The sequence below is a fragment of the Pseudomonas sp. GM55 genome (genome assembly GCF_000282395.1).
In the GTDB taxonomy this organism is placed as follows: domain Bacteria; phylum Pseudomonadota; class Gammaproteobacteria; order Pseudomonadales; family Pseudomonadaceae; genus Aquipseudomonas; species Aquipseudomonas fluorescens_CC.
Map to the genome: position 1 here is coordinate 1 of NZ_AKJJ01000046.1, position 17,805 is coordinate 17,805.

Genomic DNA, 17,805 nt, shown 5'->3' on the forward strand with positions numbered 1-17,805 from the left:
CGCCCAGCCGTATCGGCTCGGTTATGCGCTGGGTAACGAGTTCTCTGACCACGTCATGGAGCGGCGCAACTACCTGTACCTCGCCCATTCGAAGCTGCGCTGCTGCTCCTATGGCCCGGAGCTGCGCGTCGGTGAGCTGCCCAGGCATCTGGTCGGCACCAGCCGCATCAAACGCGACGGCCAGACGATCTGGGAAAAAGAGTTTCTCAGTGGCGAAGACAACATGTGCCACAGCCTGGCCAATCTCGAATTTCATCACTTCAAGTACGCGCAGTTTTTGCGTCCCGGCGATGTGCACGTGCATTACTTCGGCACCGCCACGCTGTCGTTTGCCGACGGGGTGAAAACCCAGCCGGGGGATCGCTTCCATCTCAGTCTCGATGAGTTTGGTGCGCCCCTGGTCAACGGCATCGGCGAAAGCGCCCAGCCGCTGGGCATCGGTCAGGTGCGCACGCTTTAAACCTTCAATCTCCGGCGTTGCTGGCCGGACAAGGAAACCTCAATGACGTTGCCACTAGGACACAACTACATCGGCGGTCGTCGCAGCGCCAACGGCACGCTGCAACTGCAAAGCCTCGACGCCACCACGGGTGAGCCGCTCCCCGGAATCTTCTTCCAGGCCAGCGAAGCCGAAGTGGACGCAGCCGCCAAAGCGGCGGCTGCGGCGTACCCGATCTACCGCAACCTGAGTGCGGAAAAACGTGCCCGGTTTCTCGATGCCATTGCCGATGAAATCGACGGGCTGGGCGATGAGTTCGTGGCCACCGTGTGTCGCGAAACGGCGTTGCCGGCCGGGCGTATCCAAGGTGAGCGTGCACGCACCAGCGGTCAGTTGCGCCTGTTCGCCAAGGTACTGCGTCGCGGCGATTTCCTTGGTGCGCGCATCGACCGCGCATTACCGGATCGTCAGCCGTTGCCACGCCCGGATCTGCGTCAGTACCGCATCGCCCTGGGGCCAGTCGCGGTGTTCGGTGCCAGCAACTTCCCCTTGGCATTCTCTACGGCCGGCGGCGATACCGCCTCGGCACTGGCCGCCGGTTGCCCGGTGGTGTTCAAGGCCCACAGCGGGCACATGGCAACCGCCGAGTGGGTGGCGGATGCGATCATCCGCGCCGCGGAAAAAACCGCGATGCCGGCCGGTGTATTCAACATGATCTATGGCGGTGGGGTCGGCGAATGGCTGGTCAAGCATCCGGCGATTCAGGCGGTGGGCTTCACCGGCTCGCTCAAGGGGGGCAATGCCCTGAGCCACATGGCCGCGAACCGACCGCAGCCGATCCCGGTGTTCGCCGAGATGTCGAGCATCAACCCGGTGTTCCTGCTGCCAGACGCGCTCAAGGTGCGCGGTGAGCAGATCGCAGCGCAACTAGCCGGTTCGGTGACCCAGGGTTGCGGGCAGTTCTGTACCAATCCCGGCCTGGTCATTGGTTTGCGCTCGCCGCAGTTCAGCCAGTTTCTGCAGCAGTTCTGCGCCAACATGAACGAGCAGCCGGCGCAAACCATGCTCAATGCCGGCACGCTGGCCAGTTACAGCCGGGGCCTTGACGAACTGTACGAACATCCGGGCCTGACCCATCTGGCAGGCCGGCCGCAACAGGGCAATCAGGCGCAGCCACAGGTGTTCAAGGCCGATTTCAGCCTGTTGCTCAAGGGCGATCAATTGCTGCAGGAGGAAGTGTTCGGGCCAACCACCATCGTCATCGAGGTCGAGGATCGGCCGCAGTTGGCGGCGGCGCTGCAGGGACTGCGCGGGCAACTGACGGCGACGCTGATTGGTGAGGCAGATGAACTGCTGGAGTACCGCTGGCTGGGTGAATTGCTGCAAGAAAAGGTCGGACGGATCTTGCTCAACGGCTATCCGACCGGGGTCGAAGTGTGCGAGGCCATGGTGCATGGCGGGCCGTATCCGGCGACATCCGACTCGCGGGGCACCTCGGTCGGCACCCTGGCGATCGATCGTTTCCTGCGGCCGGTGTGTTTTCAGAATTATCCGGATGCGCTGCTGCCCGAGGCGTTGCAGAACGCCAATCCGCTGGGGATTCGGCGGTTGGTGGATGGGGAGGTGAGCCAGTCAGCCTTGTAGTGCCAGAGCGATCGCCATCGCTGGCAAGCCAGCTCCCACAGGTTTTGGAGTCGTACACGGTTTTGTGTATGTCATCAATAACTGTGGGAGCTGGCTGGCCAGCGATGGCGTCATAAACAACACCCAATGACTACCGGGCATTCACCTCGGCAACCTTCACCGCCGCCGGCTTCAACACCAGCCACAACGCCACTGCAATCAACACCCCGCCATAAACATGCGCCATCGACAGTGGCTCATCGAGGAACAACCCTCCCCACAACACCCCGAACAGCGGAATCAGGAAGGTCGTGGTCATCGATTTCACCGGACCAATCGAGCTCAGCAGCCGGAAATAAATAATGTAGGCAAACGCCGTGCAGCCCAGCCCCAGGCCCAGCAACGACAGCCACACGTTCCAGCCGCCCCAGCTCGCCGGTGGCTGGCTGATCACGCTGTAACCGAACAGCGGCAGCAGGAACAACGTCGCGCCGAGCATGCTGCCCAGTGCCGACAAACGGCTGTCCAGGCCACCGGCCTGATCGAGCCAGCGCCGGGCCAGGAATCCGGCAAAACCGTAGCACGTGGTGGCGAGCAGGCAGGCGACGGCACCCATCAACAACCCGATATCGAACGCCACCGGGCCCGCGCGGGTCAGCACGCCGACCCCGAACAGCCCGAGAAAAACTCCGCCGAGCTTGGCGGCGGTGAGCCTTTCATGGAAAAACAGGCCACCGATCAGCACGCCCATCAGCGGTGTGGTGGCGTTGAAAATCGACGAGTAACCGGCAGGCAGCACCTGCGCTGCAACGGAGTACAGGGTCGCCGGGATGCCGGAGTTGATCACCCCGAGCAGCATCACCGTTTTGAGTTTGCCCTTGAAATCCCAACTGATGCGCATCAGCCCAAGAATCACCAGCAGTCCGGCAGCGGCTATCGATACACGGAAAAAAGCGGTAGGAATGCTGCCGATCACCGGGGCGATGATGCGCATGAACAGAAAACTCGCACCCCAAATGGCCGCCAGGGACAGTAAACGGAAAATATCGACGGGGTTCACAGTGCGTTCCTTCCTTGAGGGAGGGGCGAAAGTGTTGCTGAGTGCGGGATCGATGGCAACCGAAAACCGGACGTTGAACTCTTCAGGGCGTCGATGACGCGGCGGCGGGAAAATTACGCTTCTCCTGCACCCGGTTCACTGGCTAAGCTCAAGCCTTCCGAATTCCCGCAGAGGTCTCAACATGCCGCAGCAATGGCCAGCCGCCGACATCGCCCGCTTGATCCTCGATGGCTTTGACGATTACCGCGAGCATTTTCGCCAGATCACCGACGGCGCCCGGGCCCGTTTCGAGCAGGCCCTGTGGCAAGAGACGCAATCGGCGTCGGCGGCACGCATCAATCTGTACGAAGACAAAGTCGGTGAAACGGTGGAGCGACTGCGCACCGCGTTTGACGCCGACACGCTGGACGTCAGCTGCTGGCCGCTGGTCAAAAGCGCCTACATCAGCCTGATCGACCTGCGCTTCGACGATGAACTGTCCGAGACCTGGTACAACTCGATCTTCTGCGGGCTGTTCAGCCATGACCTGATCAGCGACGGCTGCATGTTCATCCACACCACCCGGCCGAGCCTGCGCCGTGCCCGGGCCGCGCAAACCCGCACCTACAAGCCGCAAGGCCAATTGTCGGCCATGCTCGCCAGCATTTTCGCCGACTACCGCTTCAGCGAAGAATACGCCGACCTGCCAGGGGACCTGCGCCGCCTCGAAGCGCAACTGCGCGAGAACCTGCCGGATTGGGTGTGCAAGGACCCGGAATTGAGCGTCGAGCTGTTTTCCTCGGTGCTGTACCGCAATAAAGGCGCGTACCTGGTGGGGCGCATCTACACCGCCGACGAGCAATGGCCGCTGGCAATTCCATTGCTGCACCTCGAAGGGCGCGGCATCCAGATCGATGCGCTGATCACCGACGAGGCGGACGTGTCGATCATTTTCTCCTTTACCCGCTCGTATTTCATGGTGGACGTGCCGGTGCCGGCGGAGTTTATCGGCTTCCTGCGGCGGATCCTGCCGGGCAAGCACATAGCCGAGCTGTACACCTCGATTGGCTTCTACAAGCATGGCAAGTCGGAGTTCTACCGGGCCCTGATCAATCACCTGGCCAACACCGACGACCAGTTCATCATGGCCCCCGGTGTGCGCGGCATGGTCATGAGCGTGTTCACCCTGCCGGGTTTCAACACCGTGTTCAAAATCATCAAGGACCGTTTCTCGCCGTCGAAAAACGTCGACCGCGCTACGGTGATCGAAAAGTACCGTTTGGTGAAGAGCGTCGACCGGGTCGGACGCATGGCCGATACCCAGGAGTTCGCCGACTTCCGTTTCCCGCTGAGCAAGTTCGACCCGGCGTGCCTGGAGGAGCTGCTGGAAGTCGCACCGTCCACGGTATCGGTGGAAGACGACACGGTGCTTATCCGTCACTGCTGGACCGAGCGCCGCATGACCCCGCTGAACCTCTACCTGGAAAACGCCAACGAGGCGCAGGTGCGCGAGGCCCTGGAAGACTACGGGCTGGCGATCAAGCAACTGGCGGCGGCGAACATCTTTCCCGGCGACATGCTGTTGAAGAACTTCGGGGTGACCCGTCACGGCCGGGTGGTGTTCTACGACTATGACGAGATCTGCTTCCTCACCGAGGCCAATTTTCGCCACATCCCGGCACCGCGCACCCCCGAGGACGAAATGGCCTCCGAGCCGTGGTATTCGATCGGGCCGCTGGACGTGTTTCCGGAAGAGTTTCCGCCGTTCCTGTTTGCCGATTCGGGGCAGCGCCGGTTGTTCGACCAGCTGCATGGCGAGTTGTACAACGCCGATTACTGGAAGAGCCTGCAAGAGGCGATTCGGGCGGGGAAGGTGATTGATGTGTTTCCGTATCGGCGCAAGGGCCTGGACAGCGAATAGCCCTCCATCCGATACGCCCCCTGTAGGAGCCGGCTTGCCGGCGAAGGCAATCTTGAGCGTTGCATCGCCAGCCCGGACGCCTTCGCCGGCAAGCCGGCTCCTACAAGGGATCTCGCTCAACCTTTAAATCTGCGACAATCCGCACCCTGCGCCACTAGACGACCGAATTGCGTACCCGATGACCGACGAATCGCCCTCCATCGACAAACTGCTGAAAAACCTCGATCACGCCATGCTCGCCGACCGCCACCGGCTGCGGCGGCAGTTGCTTGAGCTGCGCAAGAAACCCGACGAGGCCAAGCTGGCCCAGTGGGTGGCGCGCCTGCAGGCGTCCTCTGATCAGGTGCTGGCGCGCAAGGCCAGCCTGCCGGTGATTCGTTACGACGACAGCCTGCCGATCGCCGCCAAGCGCGACGAAATCAAGAAAGCGCTGGAAAAGCACCAGGTGCTGATCATCGCCGGCGAAACCGGTTCGGGTAAAACCACCCAGTTGCCGAAGATCTGCCTGGAAATCGGTCGCGGCCAGCACGGCTTGATCGGGCACACCCAGCCGCGCCGGATCGCTGCGCGCAGCGTCGCCAGCCGGGTGGCCGAAGAACTCGGCACGCCGCTGGGCGCACTGGTCGGCTATCAGGTGCGCTTCGAGGATCAGAGCGATTCCAACACCCTGATCAAGCTGATGACCGACGGCATCCTGCTGGCGGAAACCCAGAACGACCGCTATCTGGAACGCTACGACACGATCATCGTCGACGAAGCCCACGAACGCAGCCTCAACATCGACTTCCTGCTCGGCTACCTGAAAACCCTGCTGCCACGCCGTCCGGACCTGAAGGTCATCATCACTTCGGCGACCATCGACCTGGAACGGTTCTCCAAACATTTCGACGATGCGCCGATTGTCGAAGTGTCCGGCCGTACTTTCCCGGTGGACACCTGGTATCGACCGCTGACCCTGGAGCAGGACGAAGAGGGCAACCGCGTCGAGGACGACCTGACGGTGGACCAGGCGATCCTCGCCACCCTCGACGAAATCGCCGCTTATGAGCGCAGCGAGCGCCGCAGCCCCGGTGACGTGCTGGTGTTCCTGCCGGGGGAGCGCGAAATTCGCGACGCCGCCGACATGCTGCGCAAGGCCCAGCTCAAGCACACCGAAATCCTGCCGTTGTATGCACGGCTGTCGCCGGCCGAGCAACAGCGAATTTTCCAGTCGCACCCGGGGCGCCGTGTGGTGCTGGCGACCAACGTCGCGGAAACCTCGCTGACCGTGCCAGGTATCCGTTACGTGATCGACAGCGGCACCGCGCGCATCAGCCGTTACAGCTACCGGGCCAAGGTTCAGCGCCTGCCGATCGAGGCCATTTCCCAGGCCAGTGCCAACCAGCGCAAGGGCCGTTGCGGGCGGGTCGAGCCGGGCATTTGCGTGCGCCTGTACAGCGAAGAGGATTTCCTCGGTCGCCCGGAATTCACCGATCCGGAAATCCTGCGGACCAACCTCGCGGCGGTCATCCTGCAGATGTTGCATCTGCGCCTCGGCGAGATCACCGCGTTCCCGTTCATCGAGCCGCCGGATGGCAAGGCCATCAGCGACGGTTTCAACCTGCTGCAAGAACTCTCGGCGGTGGATCGCAACAGTCAATTGACGCCGCTCGGTCGTCAACTGGCACGGCTGCCGGTGGACCCGCGCATGGGCCGCATGTTGCTCGAAGCGGCGAAGCTCGGCAGCTTGCAGGAAGTGCTGATCGTCGCCAGCGCCATGTCGATCCAGGACCCGCGTGAGCGCCCGCCGGAGCGTCAGCAAGCGGCGGATCAGGCCCACGCCCAGTGGAAAGACGCCGACTCGGACTTTGCCGGACTGGTCAATCTGTGGCGCGGTTTCGAGGAGCAGCGCCAGGCACTGGGCGCCAACCCGCTGCGCAACTGGTGCCGCAAGAACTTCCTGAATTACCTGCGCCTGCGCGAATGGCGCGACTCCCATCGCCAGCTGAGCCTGATCTGCCGCGACATGCAGTTGAGCCTCAATAAAGAGCCGGCGGACTATCCGAAACTGCACAAAGCAGTGCTGGTGGGGTTGCTGAGCCAGATCGGCCAGAAAACCGAAGAGGGCGATTACCTCGGCGCACGTCAGCGGCGGTTCTGGATTCATCCGTCCTCGGGTATCGGCAAGAAGCGCCCTCAGTGGCTGATGACCGCCGAACTGGTGGAAACCACCAAGCTCTACGCGCGCATGGTGGCGAAGATCGACGCCGACTGGATCGAGCCGCTGGCCGGGCACCTGATCAAGAAAAACCACTTCGAACCCCACTGGGAGAAGAAGCGTGGCCAGGTCGTGGCGTTCGAGCAGATCACCCTGTTCGGGTTGATCGTGGTCGGCCGTCGGCCGGTGCACTACGGCCCGGTCGACCCGGTGGTGTCTCGCGAATTGTTCATCCGCGAAGCACTGGTGCGCGGCGAGATCCAGTCGAAAGCCAAGTGCCTGACCGCCAACAAACAGTTGCTGGAACAACTCGACGAACTGGAAGCCAAGGCCCGTCGTCGCGACATCCTCGCCGACGAAGAAACCCTGTTCGCCTTCTACGACGCGCGACTGCCGGCGGAGATCCATCAGACGGCGACCTTCGACAGCTGGTATCGGATCAACAGCCAGAAAGACCCGCAGCTGCTGATCATGCGCGAAGAGGACGTGCTGGCTCGCGAAGCCAGTGAAGTCACCGCCCAGCACTACCCGGATACGCTGCACATCGGCGATCTGGAATTGGCGCTCGGCTACCACTTCGAACCCAACCATCCAAGGGACGGCGTGACCCTGCGGGTGCCGGCACCGCTGTTGCCGATGCTGCCACCGGAACGCCTGGAATGGCTGGTGCCGGGTGTCATCGAAGCCAAGTGCATTGCGCTGGTGCGCAACTTGCCCAAGGCCTTGCGCAAGAACTTCGTGCCGGTGCCGGACTTCGTCAAGGCGGCCTTGCAGCGCATGACCTTTGCCGAGGGTTCGCTGCCCCAGGCCCTGGGGCGCGAGCTGCTGCGCATGACCGGAGCGCGGGTTAGTGATGAAGCCTGGACCGAGGCGGCGCAGCAGGTCGAAAGCCATCTGCGGATGAACCTGGAAATCGTCGACGGTCAGGGCAAGTTCCTCGGTGAAGGTCGCGATCTGGCTGAGCTGACTGCGCGTTTCGCCGAAGCCAGCCAGGCGGCGTTGGCCGTCCCGCAATCCGCGAAAAGCCAGCAACCGGTGGAGCCGAAAGTGTTCGCCGCCGTCGCCGAGAAAACCCAGCAGAAGATCGCCGGGCTGTCGATGACGGTGTATCCGGCGCTGGTGGAAGAGGCGGGCACGGTCAAGGAAGGACGTTTCTCGACGCCGGCCGAAGCCGAGTTCCAGCATCGCCGTGCGCTGCAGCGCCTGCTGATGCAGCAACTGGCCGAATCGGCGAAGTTCCTGCGCGGCAAGTTGCCGGGCCTGACCGAATTGGGTCTGTTGTATCGCGACATGGGGCGTGTCGATGCATTGGTGGAAGACATTCTGCTGGCCAGCCTCGACAGCTGCATTCTTGAGGGCGAAGACCCGCTGCCTCGTGACGGTGCGGGTCTGGCGTCCCTGGCAGAACGCAAGCGTGGCGCCTGGACCGAGCACGCCGAGCGTGTGGCGAAGCTGACCCTGGAAATCCTCAAGCTCTGGCACGGCTTGCAAAAGCGCTTCAAGGGCAAGATCGATCTGGCGCAAGCCGTGGCCCTGAACGATATCAAGCAGCAGCTCAGTCACCTGGTCTATCCGGGGTTTGTCCGGGAAACGCCGATGCAGTGGCTCAAGGAGTTGCCGCGTTACCTCAAGGCCATTGAGCAGCGCTTCGAAAAAATCGGTGCCCAGGTGCAGCGCGACCGGGTCTGGAGCGGCGAACTGAGCGGCCTGTGGACGCAATACCAGACCCGCGCCAGCAAACACGCCCAGGAAGGCAAGCGCGATCCGCAGCTGGAGTTGTATCGCTGGTGGCTGGAGGAATACCGGGTTTCGCTGTTTGCCCAGCAACTGGGGACCAAGGTGCCGATCTCCGACAAGCGGCTGAACAAGCAGTGGTCGCAAGTAGAGCCTTGACCCGCCCCCTGTAGGAGCGAGCTTGCTCGCGATGGTCGTCAACGATAATGCTGGGAGCCTGACAGCCCGCGGCGTTCTCTAGTTCATCGCGAGCGAGCTCGCTCCTACAAGGTATGTTGTCGCTCTTGCAAAAGGGGCGAAAACTCAAGGTTTATGGCAAACTTCGCGCCTATAAACGCCGGCCCCGCGGTTTTGAGCCTTCACGGTCGTCGGCAGGTCGGAATAAAGCGATGCCAGGTTTGCGTCCCCCGGATGGGAATTGACCCTTTGTGTATTGGTACGACGGTGCCAATACTTTCTGCCTGAACAGATTAGAGACACGACCATGCATAACGTCGTCATCAGTGGCACCGGCCTGTACACCCCGGCCAACAGCATTTCCAACGAAGAGCTGGTCCAGTCTTTCAACACTTATGTCGCGCAATTCAATGCCGACAACGCCGATGCCATCGCCCGCGGTGAAGTGCAAGCGTTGACTGAATCCAGCGCCGCATTCATCGAGAAAGCCTCCGGTATCAAGAGCCGCTTTGTCATGGACAAGGACGGAATCCTCGACCCGCAACGCATGGCCCCACGCCTGCCGGAGCGTTCCAACGACGAGTGGTCGGTGCTTTGCCAGATGGCCATCGGCGCGGCGGAACAAGCCTTGCAGCGCGCCGGCAAGACCGCAGCGGACATCGACGGCGTGATCGTTGCCTGCTCCAACCTGCAACGTGCTTACCCGGCCATTGCCATCGAAGTTCAGGAAGCGCTGGGCATCCAGGGTTTCGGTTTCGACATGAACGTGGCGTGCTCTTCGGCGACCTTCGGTATCCAGGCCGCCGCCAACAGCGTGCAACTGGGTCAGGCCCGGGCAATCCTGATGGTCAACCCGGAAGTCTGCACCGGCCACCTGAACTTCCGTGACCGTGACAGCCACTTCATCTTCGGCGATGCCGCCACCGCGGTGATCATCGAGCGTGCCGACCTGGCGACGTCCAAATACCAGTTCGACATTGTCAGCACCAAGCTGCTGACCAAGTTCTCCAATAACATCCGCAACAACTTCGGCTTCCTCAACCGCGCGGCGGAAGAGGGCATCGGCGCCAAGGACAAACTGTTCGTGCAGGAAGGCCGCAAGGTGTTCAAGGAAGTCTGCCCGATGGTGGCCGAGCTGATCAGTGAGCATCTGCAGGAGAACCAGCTCAACGTCAGCGATGTGAAGCGCTTCTGGCTGCACCAGGCCAACCTCAGCATGAACCACCTGATCGTCAAGAAACTGCTGGGCCGCGACGCCACCGAACAGGAAGCCCCGGTGATTCTCGACACCTACGCCAACACCAGTTCCGCAGGTTCCGTGATTGCGTTCCACAAGAATCAGGACGATCTGCCCGCCGGCTCGCTGGCCGTGCTCAGTTCGTTCGGTGCCGGTTATTCAATTGGTAGCGTGTTGCTGCGCAAGCGCTGAAATTGTTCGCGGTAAAAAAAATCGCAGCCAATGGCTGCGATTTTTTTTGCGCAAGTACAACGAGAAAATAGAAAAAGCCTGGCGTTGTTATATCGGAGGATGATGGGGACCGAGATAACAACGACAGGCTGTAAAGGCGTCCCGGGCTTCCTTGCCCGAGTCGTGTAGCGGGGTGAATCAGAACTTCGCTTCGGCATCCAGTTGCAGGGTGTTGATGTCCGAATCTTTCTTGTTGATGTTGGCGTTGGTCTGGTCCGAGGTCGCCATGAAGTAGGTCGCGCCCAGGGCGAAGTTCTTGTCCAGGTCGTAGCTCACTTTCAGCTTGCTGCCACGCGAACCGGTGAAGCCGTTGGCGAAGTCGGAGTCGGTGAAGGCACCCACTACAGCGTTACGCTGCACGTCGCGGTAGTTGTAGTCCAGGTTGAAGCCGTAGACCTTGGACTTCACACCGGCCAGCCAGCCAGTGTCCTGGTCGTTGCTGGCATCGGTGTTGTTGACGTACTGACCGTAGATCGACAACGGAACCGGCAGGTTGCTGAAGTCCAACTGGCCAAAGCCTTCGTACAGTTTGAAGGTTTCGCCCGGGCTGTTGCCGTTGACGGCCAAGGCGCACGGCGTGGTAACGGTGCCGGAAGTAGGGCAGGCACTGCTGCTGTCGTTGTCGTAGGAGTAGAGACTGCCACCCAGCGTCATTTTCATGCTGTCGGTGATGGCGAAGCGCGCGCCCAACTGGCCAGCGTACAGACGCAGGTCGTGCTTGAACTGCACGCCTTCACCGTCGACGTTGTCCTTGAGGGTGTAGTGACCCGCACTACCGAACAGCTCGGTGCTGCCGCTCAGCGGGTACTTGTAGGTGACGGCCAGACCTTCCGGGTTGATGTCGCTATCCCAGATGATGTCGCCCATGCTCACCCATTGTTGCGGCATTTTGCCGCCAACCAGGTGCAGGTTCTTGATCGCGTCCGGGTGGTAGTCGATGTAGCCCAGGTCCAGCCAGATCTGCTTCTTGTCGAAGTAGTTGTTCAGGTCCTGGTTGGTCGAGCGAGCGTCGTCGTTGCTGCCGGTAGCGATGCGGATACCGGTGTCGACTTGCGGGTTGATTTCGCTGTAGGCACCCAGGCGGGCACGAATGCGCTGACGGTCCTGGTCCTTGTTGTTTGGCACGCCATCGTTGTGCACGGTTTCTTCACGGAAACGTACGTCACCCTTGAACTGGGTCTTGGCGGCCCAGGCCAGTTTCTGGTCGAAGGCGCTCAGTGTGTCGGTTTTCTTCGCGGTGGCCGCGATTTGCTCGTTGGTCTCTTGCTGAGCCTGACGGGCGATCTGCTGGTCTTTCTGATCTCTGGCCAGCTCGGCTTGCAGTTCGCTGTACTGCGCGTTGGTGATCGAGCCGTTAGCCTTGAGCATGTCGAGCAGTTTGGCGTCGACTGCGGCACTGGCCGGAACACTCATGGCCAGCAACAGGCCACCGCACAAGGCCGCCGCAGTTTTCGTGGAAGCAAGACGCATATCAATCTCCGAAGATGAGAGGGGATGACAGAGCCATCCGGGACACAACCGACCGTAAGGGGCGGAAAACAGTGGCCGGGTATAACCCGGCGCTCTAAAAACAGGCGCCAGTATCGCGATGGTTTATGACAGAGCGGTGGCGATGTGATGTCATGTCGATGACGATACAAAGTCGCCGTGAACTATTGAGTTAGAGCACTGTCGTCGTTTTGCCCGTGTGCATTGCGCAGCGATGGGCGATACTCGCGGGGCTTTCACGCCATGAAGAGTGAGGACGGTGATGCCGTTGCAACGCCTGCAAAGACTGTCAGAAATCGCCCCGCAGACCTGGGACGCCCTGGTTCCGGAAAGTCAGCCTTTTCTGCGTCACGCTTTTTTGAGCGCGCTGGAGGACAGCGGCAGCGTCGGACCCCATTCCGGCTGGCAGCCCGAGCATTTGCTGCACATTGAAGGTGAGCGCCTGATCGCCGCGCTGCCCAGTTATCGCAAGTGGCATTCCTACGGCGAATACGTGTTCGATCACGCCTGGGCCGACGCCTGTGCACGCGCCGGCATCGATTACTACCCCAAACTGTTGAGCGCGGTGCCGTTCAGTCCTGTCAGCGGGCCGCGGCTGTTGGCGGCCACGGTAGAAGACGGCTTTGAATTATTGAACAGCCTGCCGGGCTACCTTGAGATAGAACAACTCTCCAGCGCCCACATCAACTTCACCGATCCGTTCACCGACGCGGCACTGAGCGAGCAGCCCGGCTGGTTGCAGCGCGTTGGCTGTCAGTACCACTGGCAGAATCGTGGCTATCGGGACTTTCAGGACTTTCTCGACGTGCTGAGTTCACGCAAGCGCAAACAGATGCGCAAGGAGCGCGAGCAGGTGGCCGGGCAGGGCTTTGAGTTCGAATGGCTGGAGGGGCGGGAGCTGAGTCAGGCGCAATGGGATTTCGTCTATGCCTGCTACGCCAATACGTACGCGGTGCGCCGACAAGCGCCGTATCTGACGCGGGCGTTTTTCAGCCTGTTGGCCGAACGCATGCCGGAGTCGATTCGCGTGGTGCTGGCCAAACAGGGTTCACGGCCGGTGGCGATGGCGTTCAGCCTGGTGGGGGGCGACAGCTTTTATGGGCGTTACTGGGGATGCCTGGCGGAGTTCGATCGCCTGCATTTCGAGACCTGTTTCTACCAGGGCATGGACTATGCCATCGCCAACGGTTTCCAGCGTTTCGATGCCGGGGCACAGGGCGAACACAAACTGATTCGTGGATTCGAGCCAGTCATTACGCATTCCTGGCACTACCTGCGGCATCCGGGGTTGAAAGCGGCGGTGAAAGACTTTCTGGAGCAGGAGCGGCTGGGGGTGATGGCTTATGCAGAGGATGCGAAGTCAGCCTTGCCATATCGACAAGGCTGATCTTCTCCTTATAGCGCGTCAGTTGTCTTCCTTACCCAGCCAGCGATACAGCACGCCGCCGACGACTGCACCGAGTAGCGGCGCGACCCAGAACATCCACAGTTGTTGAATCGCCCAGCCGCCGACGATCAGCGCCGGGCCGGTGCTGCGCGCCGGGTTGACCGAGGTGTTGGTGACCGGGATCGAGATCAGGTGGATGAGCGTCAGCCCCAGGCCGATGGCGATCGGTGCCAGTCCGGCCGGTGCACGTTTATCGGTGGCGCCGAGGATGATCAGGATGAACATCGCGGTCATCACCAGTTCACAGACGAAGCCTGCCGCCATCGAGTAGCCGCCAGGCGAGTGTTCGCCGTAGCCGTTGGACGCCAGGCCTCCCGCCAGTTCGAAACCGGGTTTGCCGCTGGCTATGAAGTACAGCAGGGCGGCTGCAATCACGCCGCCAATGACCTGGGCAACGATGTAGGCCGGCAATTCATTGGCCGGAAACCGTCCACCTACCACCAGGCCGAGGGACACCGCAGGGTTGAGATGACAGCCGGAAATATGGCCGATGGCGAAAGCCATGGTCAGCACTGTCAGGCCAAACGCAAAGGACACTCCGAGCAGGCCGATTCCCACCTGCGGAAAAGCCGCCGCCAATACCGCACTGCCGCAACCACCCAACACCAGCCAGAACGTACCTACCAACTCGGTCGCCGAACGTTTTAACAGAGACATGAGAGAGTTCCCTTTCGAGATTATGCTGCCTTGTGCATCCAGCCGATGGACAGCAGAACCACCTCCAGAAGGTTGAAGTGAGTACAGCACGGTTTTTTCAGAATTCCAGCAGGCATGAAAAACCGCCAGGGCCCGTTGTTGGCGGGCCCAGGCGGTTTTCTATAATCTTTCGGCTTCACTTGCCCCCCCTGTAGGAGCGAGCTTGCTCGCGATGGTCGTCAACGATAATGCCGGGAGCCTGACAGCCCGCGGCGTTCTCTGGTTCATCGCGAGCAAGCTCGCTCCTACAGGTACGGTGACCATCTTCAGGATCAATCGATCCCGACAAATCCACCGGTCTGGTGTTGCCACAACCGTGCATACAAACCGCCATGGGCGAGCAGCTCGGCGTGGGTTCCGGTTTCGGCGATCTTGCCGTTTTCCAGCACCACCAGCCGGTCCATCCGGGCGATGGTCGAGAGCCGGTGGGCGATGGCGATCACGGTCTTGCCCTGCATCAGGGTTTCGAGGCTTTCCTGGATCGCCGCCTCGACTTCCGAATCCAGTGCCGATGTGGCCTCGTCCATGATCAGGATCGGCGCGTCCTTGAGCAACACGCGGGCAATGGCGATGCGCTGGCGCTGGCCGCCGGAGAGTTTCACTCCGCGTTCACCGACGTGGGCATCGAAACCGCTGCGGCCTTCGGCGTCCGAGAGTGAAGGAATGAAACCGTCAGCCCGGGCCTTGTGCACCGCTTCCCAGAGTTGCGCGTCGGTGGCGTCGGGTTTGCCATACAGCAGGTTGTCACGGATCGAGCGGTGCAGCAGCGACGTGTCCTGGGTGATCATGCCGATGCGTTCGCGCAGGCTTTCCTGGCTGACGTCGGCGATGTTCTGGCCGTCGATCAGGATGCGTCCGCCTTCGACGTCGTACAGGCGCAGCAGCAGGTTCACCAAGGTCGATTTGCCGGCACCGGACGGGCCGATCAGGCCGATTTTTTCACCGGCCTTGATGGTCAGGCTGAGGTCGCCGATGATCCCGCTCTGCTTGCCGTAGTGGAAGTCCACCTGTTCGAAGCGCACTTCGCCACGGGCCACTGCCAAGGGTTTGGCCTGGTCGCGGTCGGTGACGGAAACCGGTTGCGAGATGGTCTGCAGACCGTCCTGCACCATGCCGATGTTTTCGAAGATGCCGGTCACCACCCACATGATCCAGCCGGACATGTTGACGATACGGATCACCAGACCGGTGGCCAAGGCAATCGCCCCCACGCTGATCAGCGACTGCGTCCACAACCACAGGGCCAGGCCGGTGGTGCAGACGATCAGCAAGCCGTTCATACTGGTGATGACCACGTCCATGCTGGTGACCACACGGCCAGCCAATTGCGCCTTTTCGGTTTGTTCCTTGATCGCTTCGCGGGCGTATTGCTGTTCGAAGTGGGTGTGGGCGAACAGCTTCAGGGTAGTGATGTTGGTGTAGCCGTCGACAATCCGCCCCATGAGTTTGGAGCGCGCATCAGACGCCACCACCGAGCGATCCTTGACCCGTGGCACGAAGTGATAGAGGGCACCGATGAAGGCGAAGATCCATGTCAGCAGCGGGATCATCAGGCGCCAGTCGGCTTCGGCGAACAGCACCAGTGAACTGATGGCGTAGATCAGCACATGCCACAACGCATCCACGGCTTGCACGGCGGAATCGCGCAGTGAGTTGCCGGTTTGCATGATGCGTTGGGCGATGCGCCCGGCGAAGTCGTTCTGGAAGAAATTCAGGCTCTGCTTGAGCACGTAGCTGTGGTTCTGCCAGCGGATCATGCTGGTCATGCTGGGGCTCAGGGTCTGGTGCACCAGCAGGTCATGCAAGCCCACGAATATAGGGCGCAGCACCAGCGCGACCACCACCATCCAGGTCAGTTCGAGGGCGTGTTCCCGGAACAGATTGGCGTTCGGCGTGCCTTGGGCCAGGTCGATGATGCGGCTCAGGTAGCTGAACAACGCTACCTCGATCAATGCGCCAATCAGGCCGACGATCAACAGGACGGCGAAGCTCGGCCAGACCTGCTTGAGGTAATAAGTGTAGAAAGGGAAGACCCGGTCCGGCGGAGACGCCGTCGGCGCTTCACGGAAAACATCGATCAGTTTTTCAAAACGGCGATAAAGCATCGGTTGTTCGCCCGCGAACGGGCTCTCCTTTTAACGGTTTGAGCGTTGCCGGCAAACACCGGCAACGGCTCGGACATCCTTGTCCAGCTTAGTCTCAGTCGATGCGCTTGGCCGACTTGATGAGCACCGGGTCGATAGGCACATTCTGCATGCCTTGCTTGGTGGTGGTTTGGGAGTTGACGATGATGTCCACTACATCCATGCCTTTGACCACTTTGGCGAATACGGCATAACCGGCGTCACGGCCCGGATCGAGGAAGTCGTTGTCCTTGACGTTGATGAAGAACTGGCTGGTGGCCGAATCCGGATCGGAAGTGCGCGCCATCGACAGCGTGCCACGCACGTTATGCAGGCCGTTGCTGGCTTCGTTCTTGATCGGATCCTTGGTCGGTTTTTGCTGCATTTGCTGGGTGAAACCACCGCCCTGGGCCATGAATCCCGGGATCACCCGGTGGAAAATCGTGTTGTTGTAGAAGCCGCTGTCGACGTACGCAAGAAAGTTCTTGGTACTGATCGGGGCCTTGACCGGGTCCAGTTCGATTTCGATCTGGCCGTTGGTGGTGTCCAGCAGCACATGCGGGGCTTTTTCCGGCGTCGCGGCCATCAGGTTGGCGGCAAACAGGACGGAGCCTGCGGCGAGGGCGATTTTTTTCAGCATGGGTCAGTGATCCTGAGTGGTGGTGTCGACTGCGGTCAGAAACTCCAGCAGCGTCTGGTTGAAGTGTTCCGGCTGGTCCAGCGGCGTGGCGTGGCGTGAATCGGCGATCACCACCAGCCGCGCGTCGGGCAGCAGTTTTACGTAGTTTTCCTTCAGTGCCACCGGTGTGTAGTCACGGTCGGCACTGACGATGAGGGTTGGACAGGTGACCTTCGAAAGTCGTTCCTGAACCCCCCAGCCCACAATGGCATTGAAGCTGGCGAGATAAGCATGTTTGTCGTTTTTTGCCCAGCGCTCGGCCATCTTTTGTCGCAAGTCGGCCTGCCCGGGCTTCGGGAACAACTTGTCGCCCAGCGCCTTGCCGATGGTGCCAAGGCTGAGTGCGCGCATCAGGCTCCAGCGCTTGAACCACTGCCAGTAGTCATCGCGGCTGCGCAGTTTGACCTCGGGCGCGCTGTTGACGATGCACAGGCTCTTGAGCAGTTGCGGCTGATCCACAGCCAGCTGGAAGCCGATCATGCCACCCATCGACAGGCCGACATAGTGTGTCGGCCCGAGATTGAGGTGTTCGACCAGTGCAATCAGGTCAGCGCTGAACCCGGCAATGCTGTAGCGCTCCCGGGGTTTGTCCGAACGGCCGTGACCGCGCACATCCGGGACGATCACCCGGTAGCGGGTGGCCAGTGCCGGGATCTGCTTTTCCCAGTCCAGCGTGCTGGAGCCCAGACCGTGGACCAGCAGCAGCGGCGTGCCGTGACCATATTCCTCATAGTGCAGGTTGCAACCTTCGTGTTCGAAATAGGCCATGCATAC

11 protein-coding genes and 1 pseudogene are annotated in these 17,805 nt (G+C 61.1%); 6 read left to right on the forward strand and 6 right to left on the reverse strand.

The window, feature by feature from the left end; genetic code table 11:
• A pseudogene (locus PMI31_RS11665) lies at positions 1-460 on the forward strand (AraD1 family protein); the annotation flags it as partial.
• A 42-nt stretch (positions 461-502) separates the two neighbouring features.
• Positions 503-2,083 (forward strand): aldehyde dehydrogenase (NADP(+)), encoded by a 1,581-nt coding sequence (locus PMI31_RS11670; protein WP_008018208.1) that lies wholly within the window; start codon positions 503-505, stop codon positions 2,081-2,083.
• Between the two features lie 130 nt (positions 2,084-2,213).
• On the opposite strand, the gene PMI31_RS11675 is transcribed toward PMI31_RS11670, so the two are convergent.
• Positions 2,214-3,122, reverse strand: a complete 909-nt coding sequence (locus tag PMI31_RS11675) for a DMT family transporter (protein WP_008018209.1) — start codon at positions 3,120-3,122, stop codon at positions 2,214-2,216.
• Between the two features lie 181 nt (positions 3,123-3,303).
• On the opposite strand from PMI31_RS11675, the gene aceK reads away from it, so the two are divergent.
• The 3 genes from aceK to PMI31_RS11690 all read left to right on the forward strand — a co-directional run bounded on the left by aceK (position 3,304) and on the right by PMI31_RS11690 (position 10,559).
• Entirely contained in the window at positions 3,304-5,022 is a 1,719-nt protein-coding gene (aceK, locus tag PMI31_RS11680; RefSeq protein WP_008018211.1) for a bifunctional isocitrate dehydrogenase kinase/phosphatase, read from the forward strand.
• A 178-nt stretch (positions 5,023-5,200) separates the two neighbouring features.
• A complete protein-coding gene (hrpA, locus tag PMI31_RS11685; protein ID WP_008018212.1) occupies positions 5,201-9,112 on the forward strand; it encodes an ATP-dependent RNA helicase HrpA in 3,912 nt (1,303 codons plus the stop codon).
• A gap of 325 nt (positions 9,113-9,437) precedes the next feature.
• Complete coding sequence (locus PMI31_RS11690) at positions 9,438-10,559, forward strand: beta-ketoacyl-ACP synthase III (RefSeq protein ID WP_008018214.1); 1,122 nt, start codon at positions 9,438-9,440, stop codon at positions 10,557-10,559.
• Between the two features lie 177 nt (positions 10,560-10,736).
• On the opposite strand, the gene PMI31_RS11695 is transcribed toward PMI31_RS11690, so the two are convergent.
• A complete protein-coding gene (locus PMI31_RS11695) occupies positions 10,737-12,068 on the reverse strand; it encodes a putative porin (RefSeq protein ID WP_008018216.1) in 1,332 nt (443 codons plus the stop codon).
• Between the two features lie 280 nt (positions 12,069-12,348).
• On the opposite strand from PMI31_RS11695, the gene PMI31_RS11700 reads away from it, so the two are divergent.
• A complete protein-coding gene (locus PMI31_RS11700; RefSeq protein WP_008018217.1) occupies positions 12,349-13,473 on the forward strand; it encodes a GNAT family N-acetyltransferase in 1,125 nt (374 codons plus the stop codon).
• A gap of 18 nt (positions 13,474-13,491) precedes the next feature.
• Here PMI31_RS11700 and aqpZ read toward each other — a convergent pair whose 3' ends face one another.
• The 4 genes from aqpZ to PMI31_RS11720 all read right to left on the reverse strand — a co-directional run bounded on the left by aqpZ (position 13,492) and on the right by PMI31_RS11720 (position 17,799).
• On the reverse strand, positions 13,492-14,190 hold the full coding sequence (aqpZ, locus tag PMI31_RS11705; protein ID WP_008018218.1) for an aquaporin Z: 699 nt from the start codon (positions 14,188-14,190) through the stop codon (positions 13,492-13,494).
• 311 nt (positions 14,191-14,501) lie between these two features.
• Complete coding sequence (locus PMI31_RS11710; RefSeq protein WP_008018219.1) at positions 14,502-16,334, reverse strand: ABC transporter ATP-binding protein; 1,833 nt, start codon at positions 16,332-16,334, stop codon at positions 14,502-14,504.
• Between the two features lie 94 nt (positions 16,335-16,428).
• A complete protein-coding gene (locus PMI31_RS11715) occupies positions 16,429-16,992 on the reverse strand; it encodes a peptidylprolyl isomerase A (RefSeq protein ID WP_008018220.1) in 564 nt (187 codons plus the stop codon).
• A gap of 3 nt (positions 16,993-16,995) precedes the next feature.
• On the reverse strand, positions 16,996-17,799 hold the full coding sequence (locus PMI31_RS11720) for an alpha/beta fold hydrolase (protein WP_008018222.1): 804 nt from the start codon (positions 17,797-17,799) through the stop codon (positions 16,996-16,998).
• Positions 17,800-17,805 lie beyond the last annotated feature (6 nt).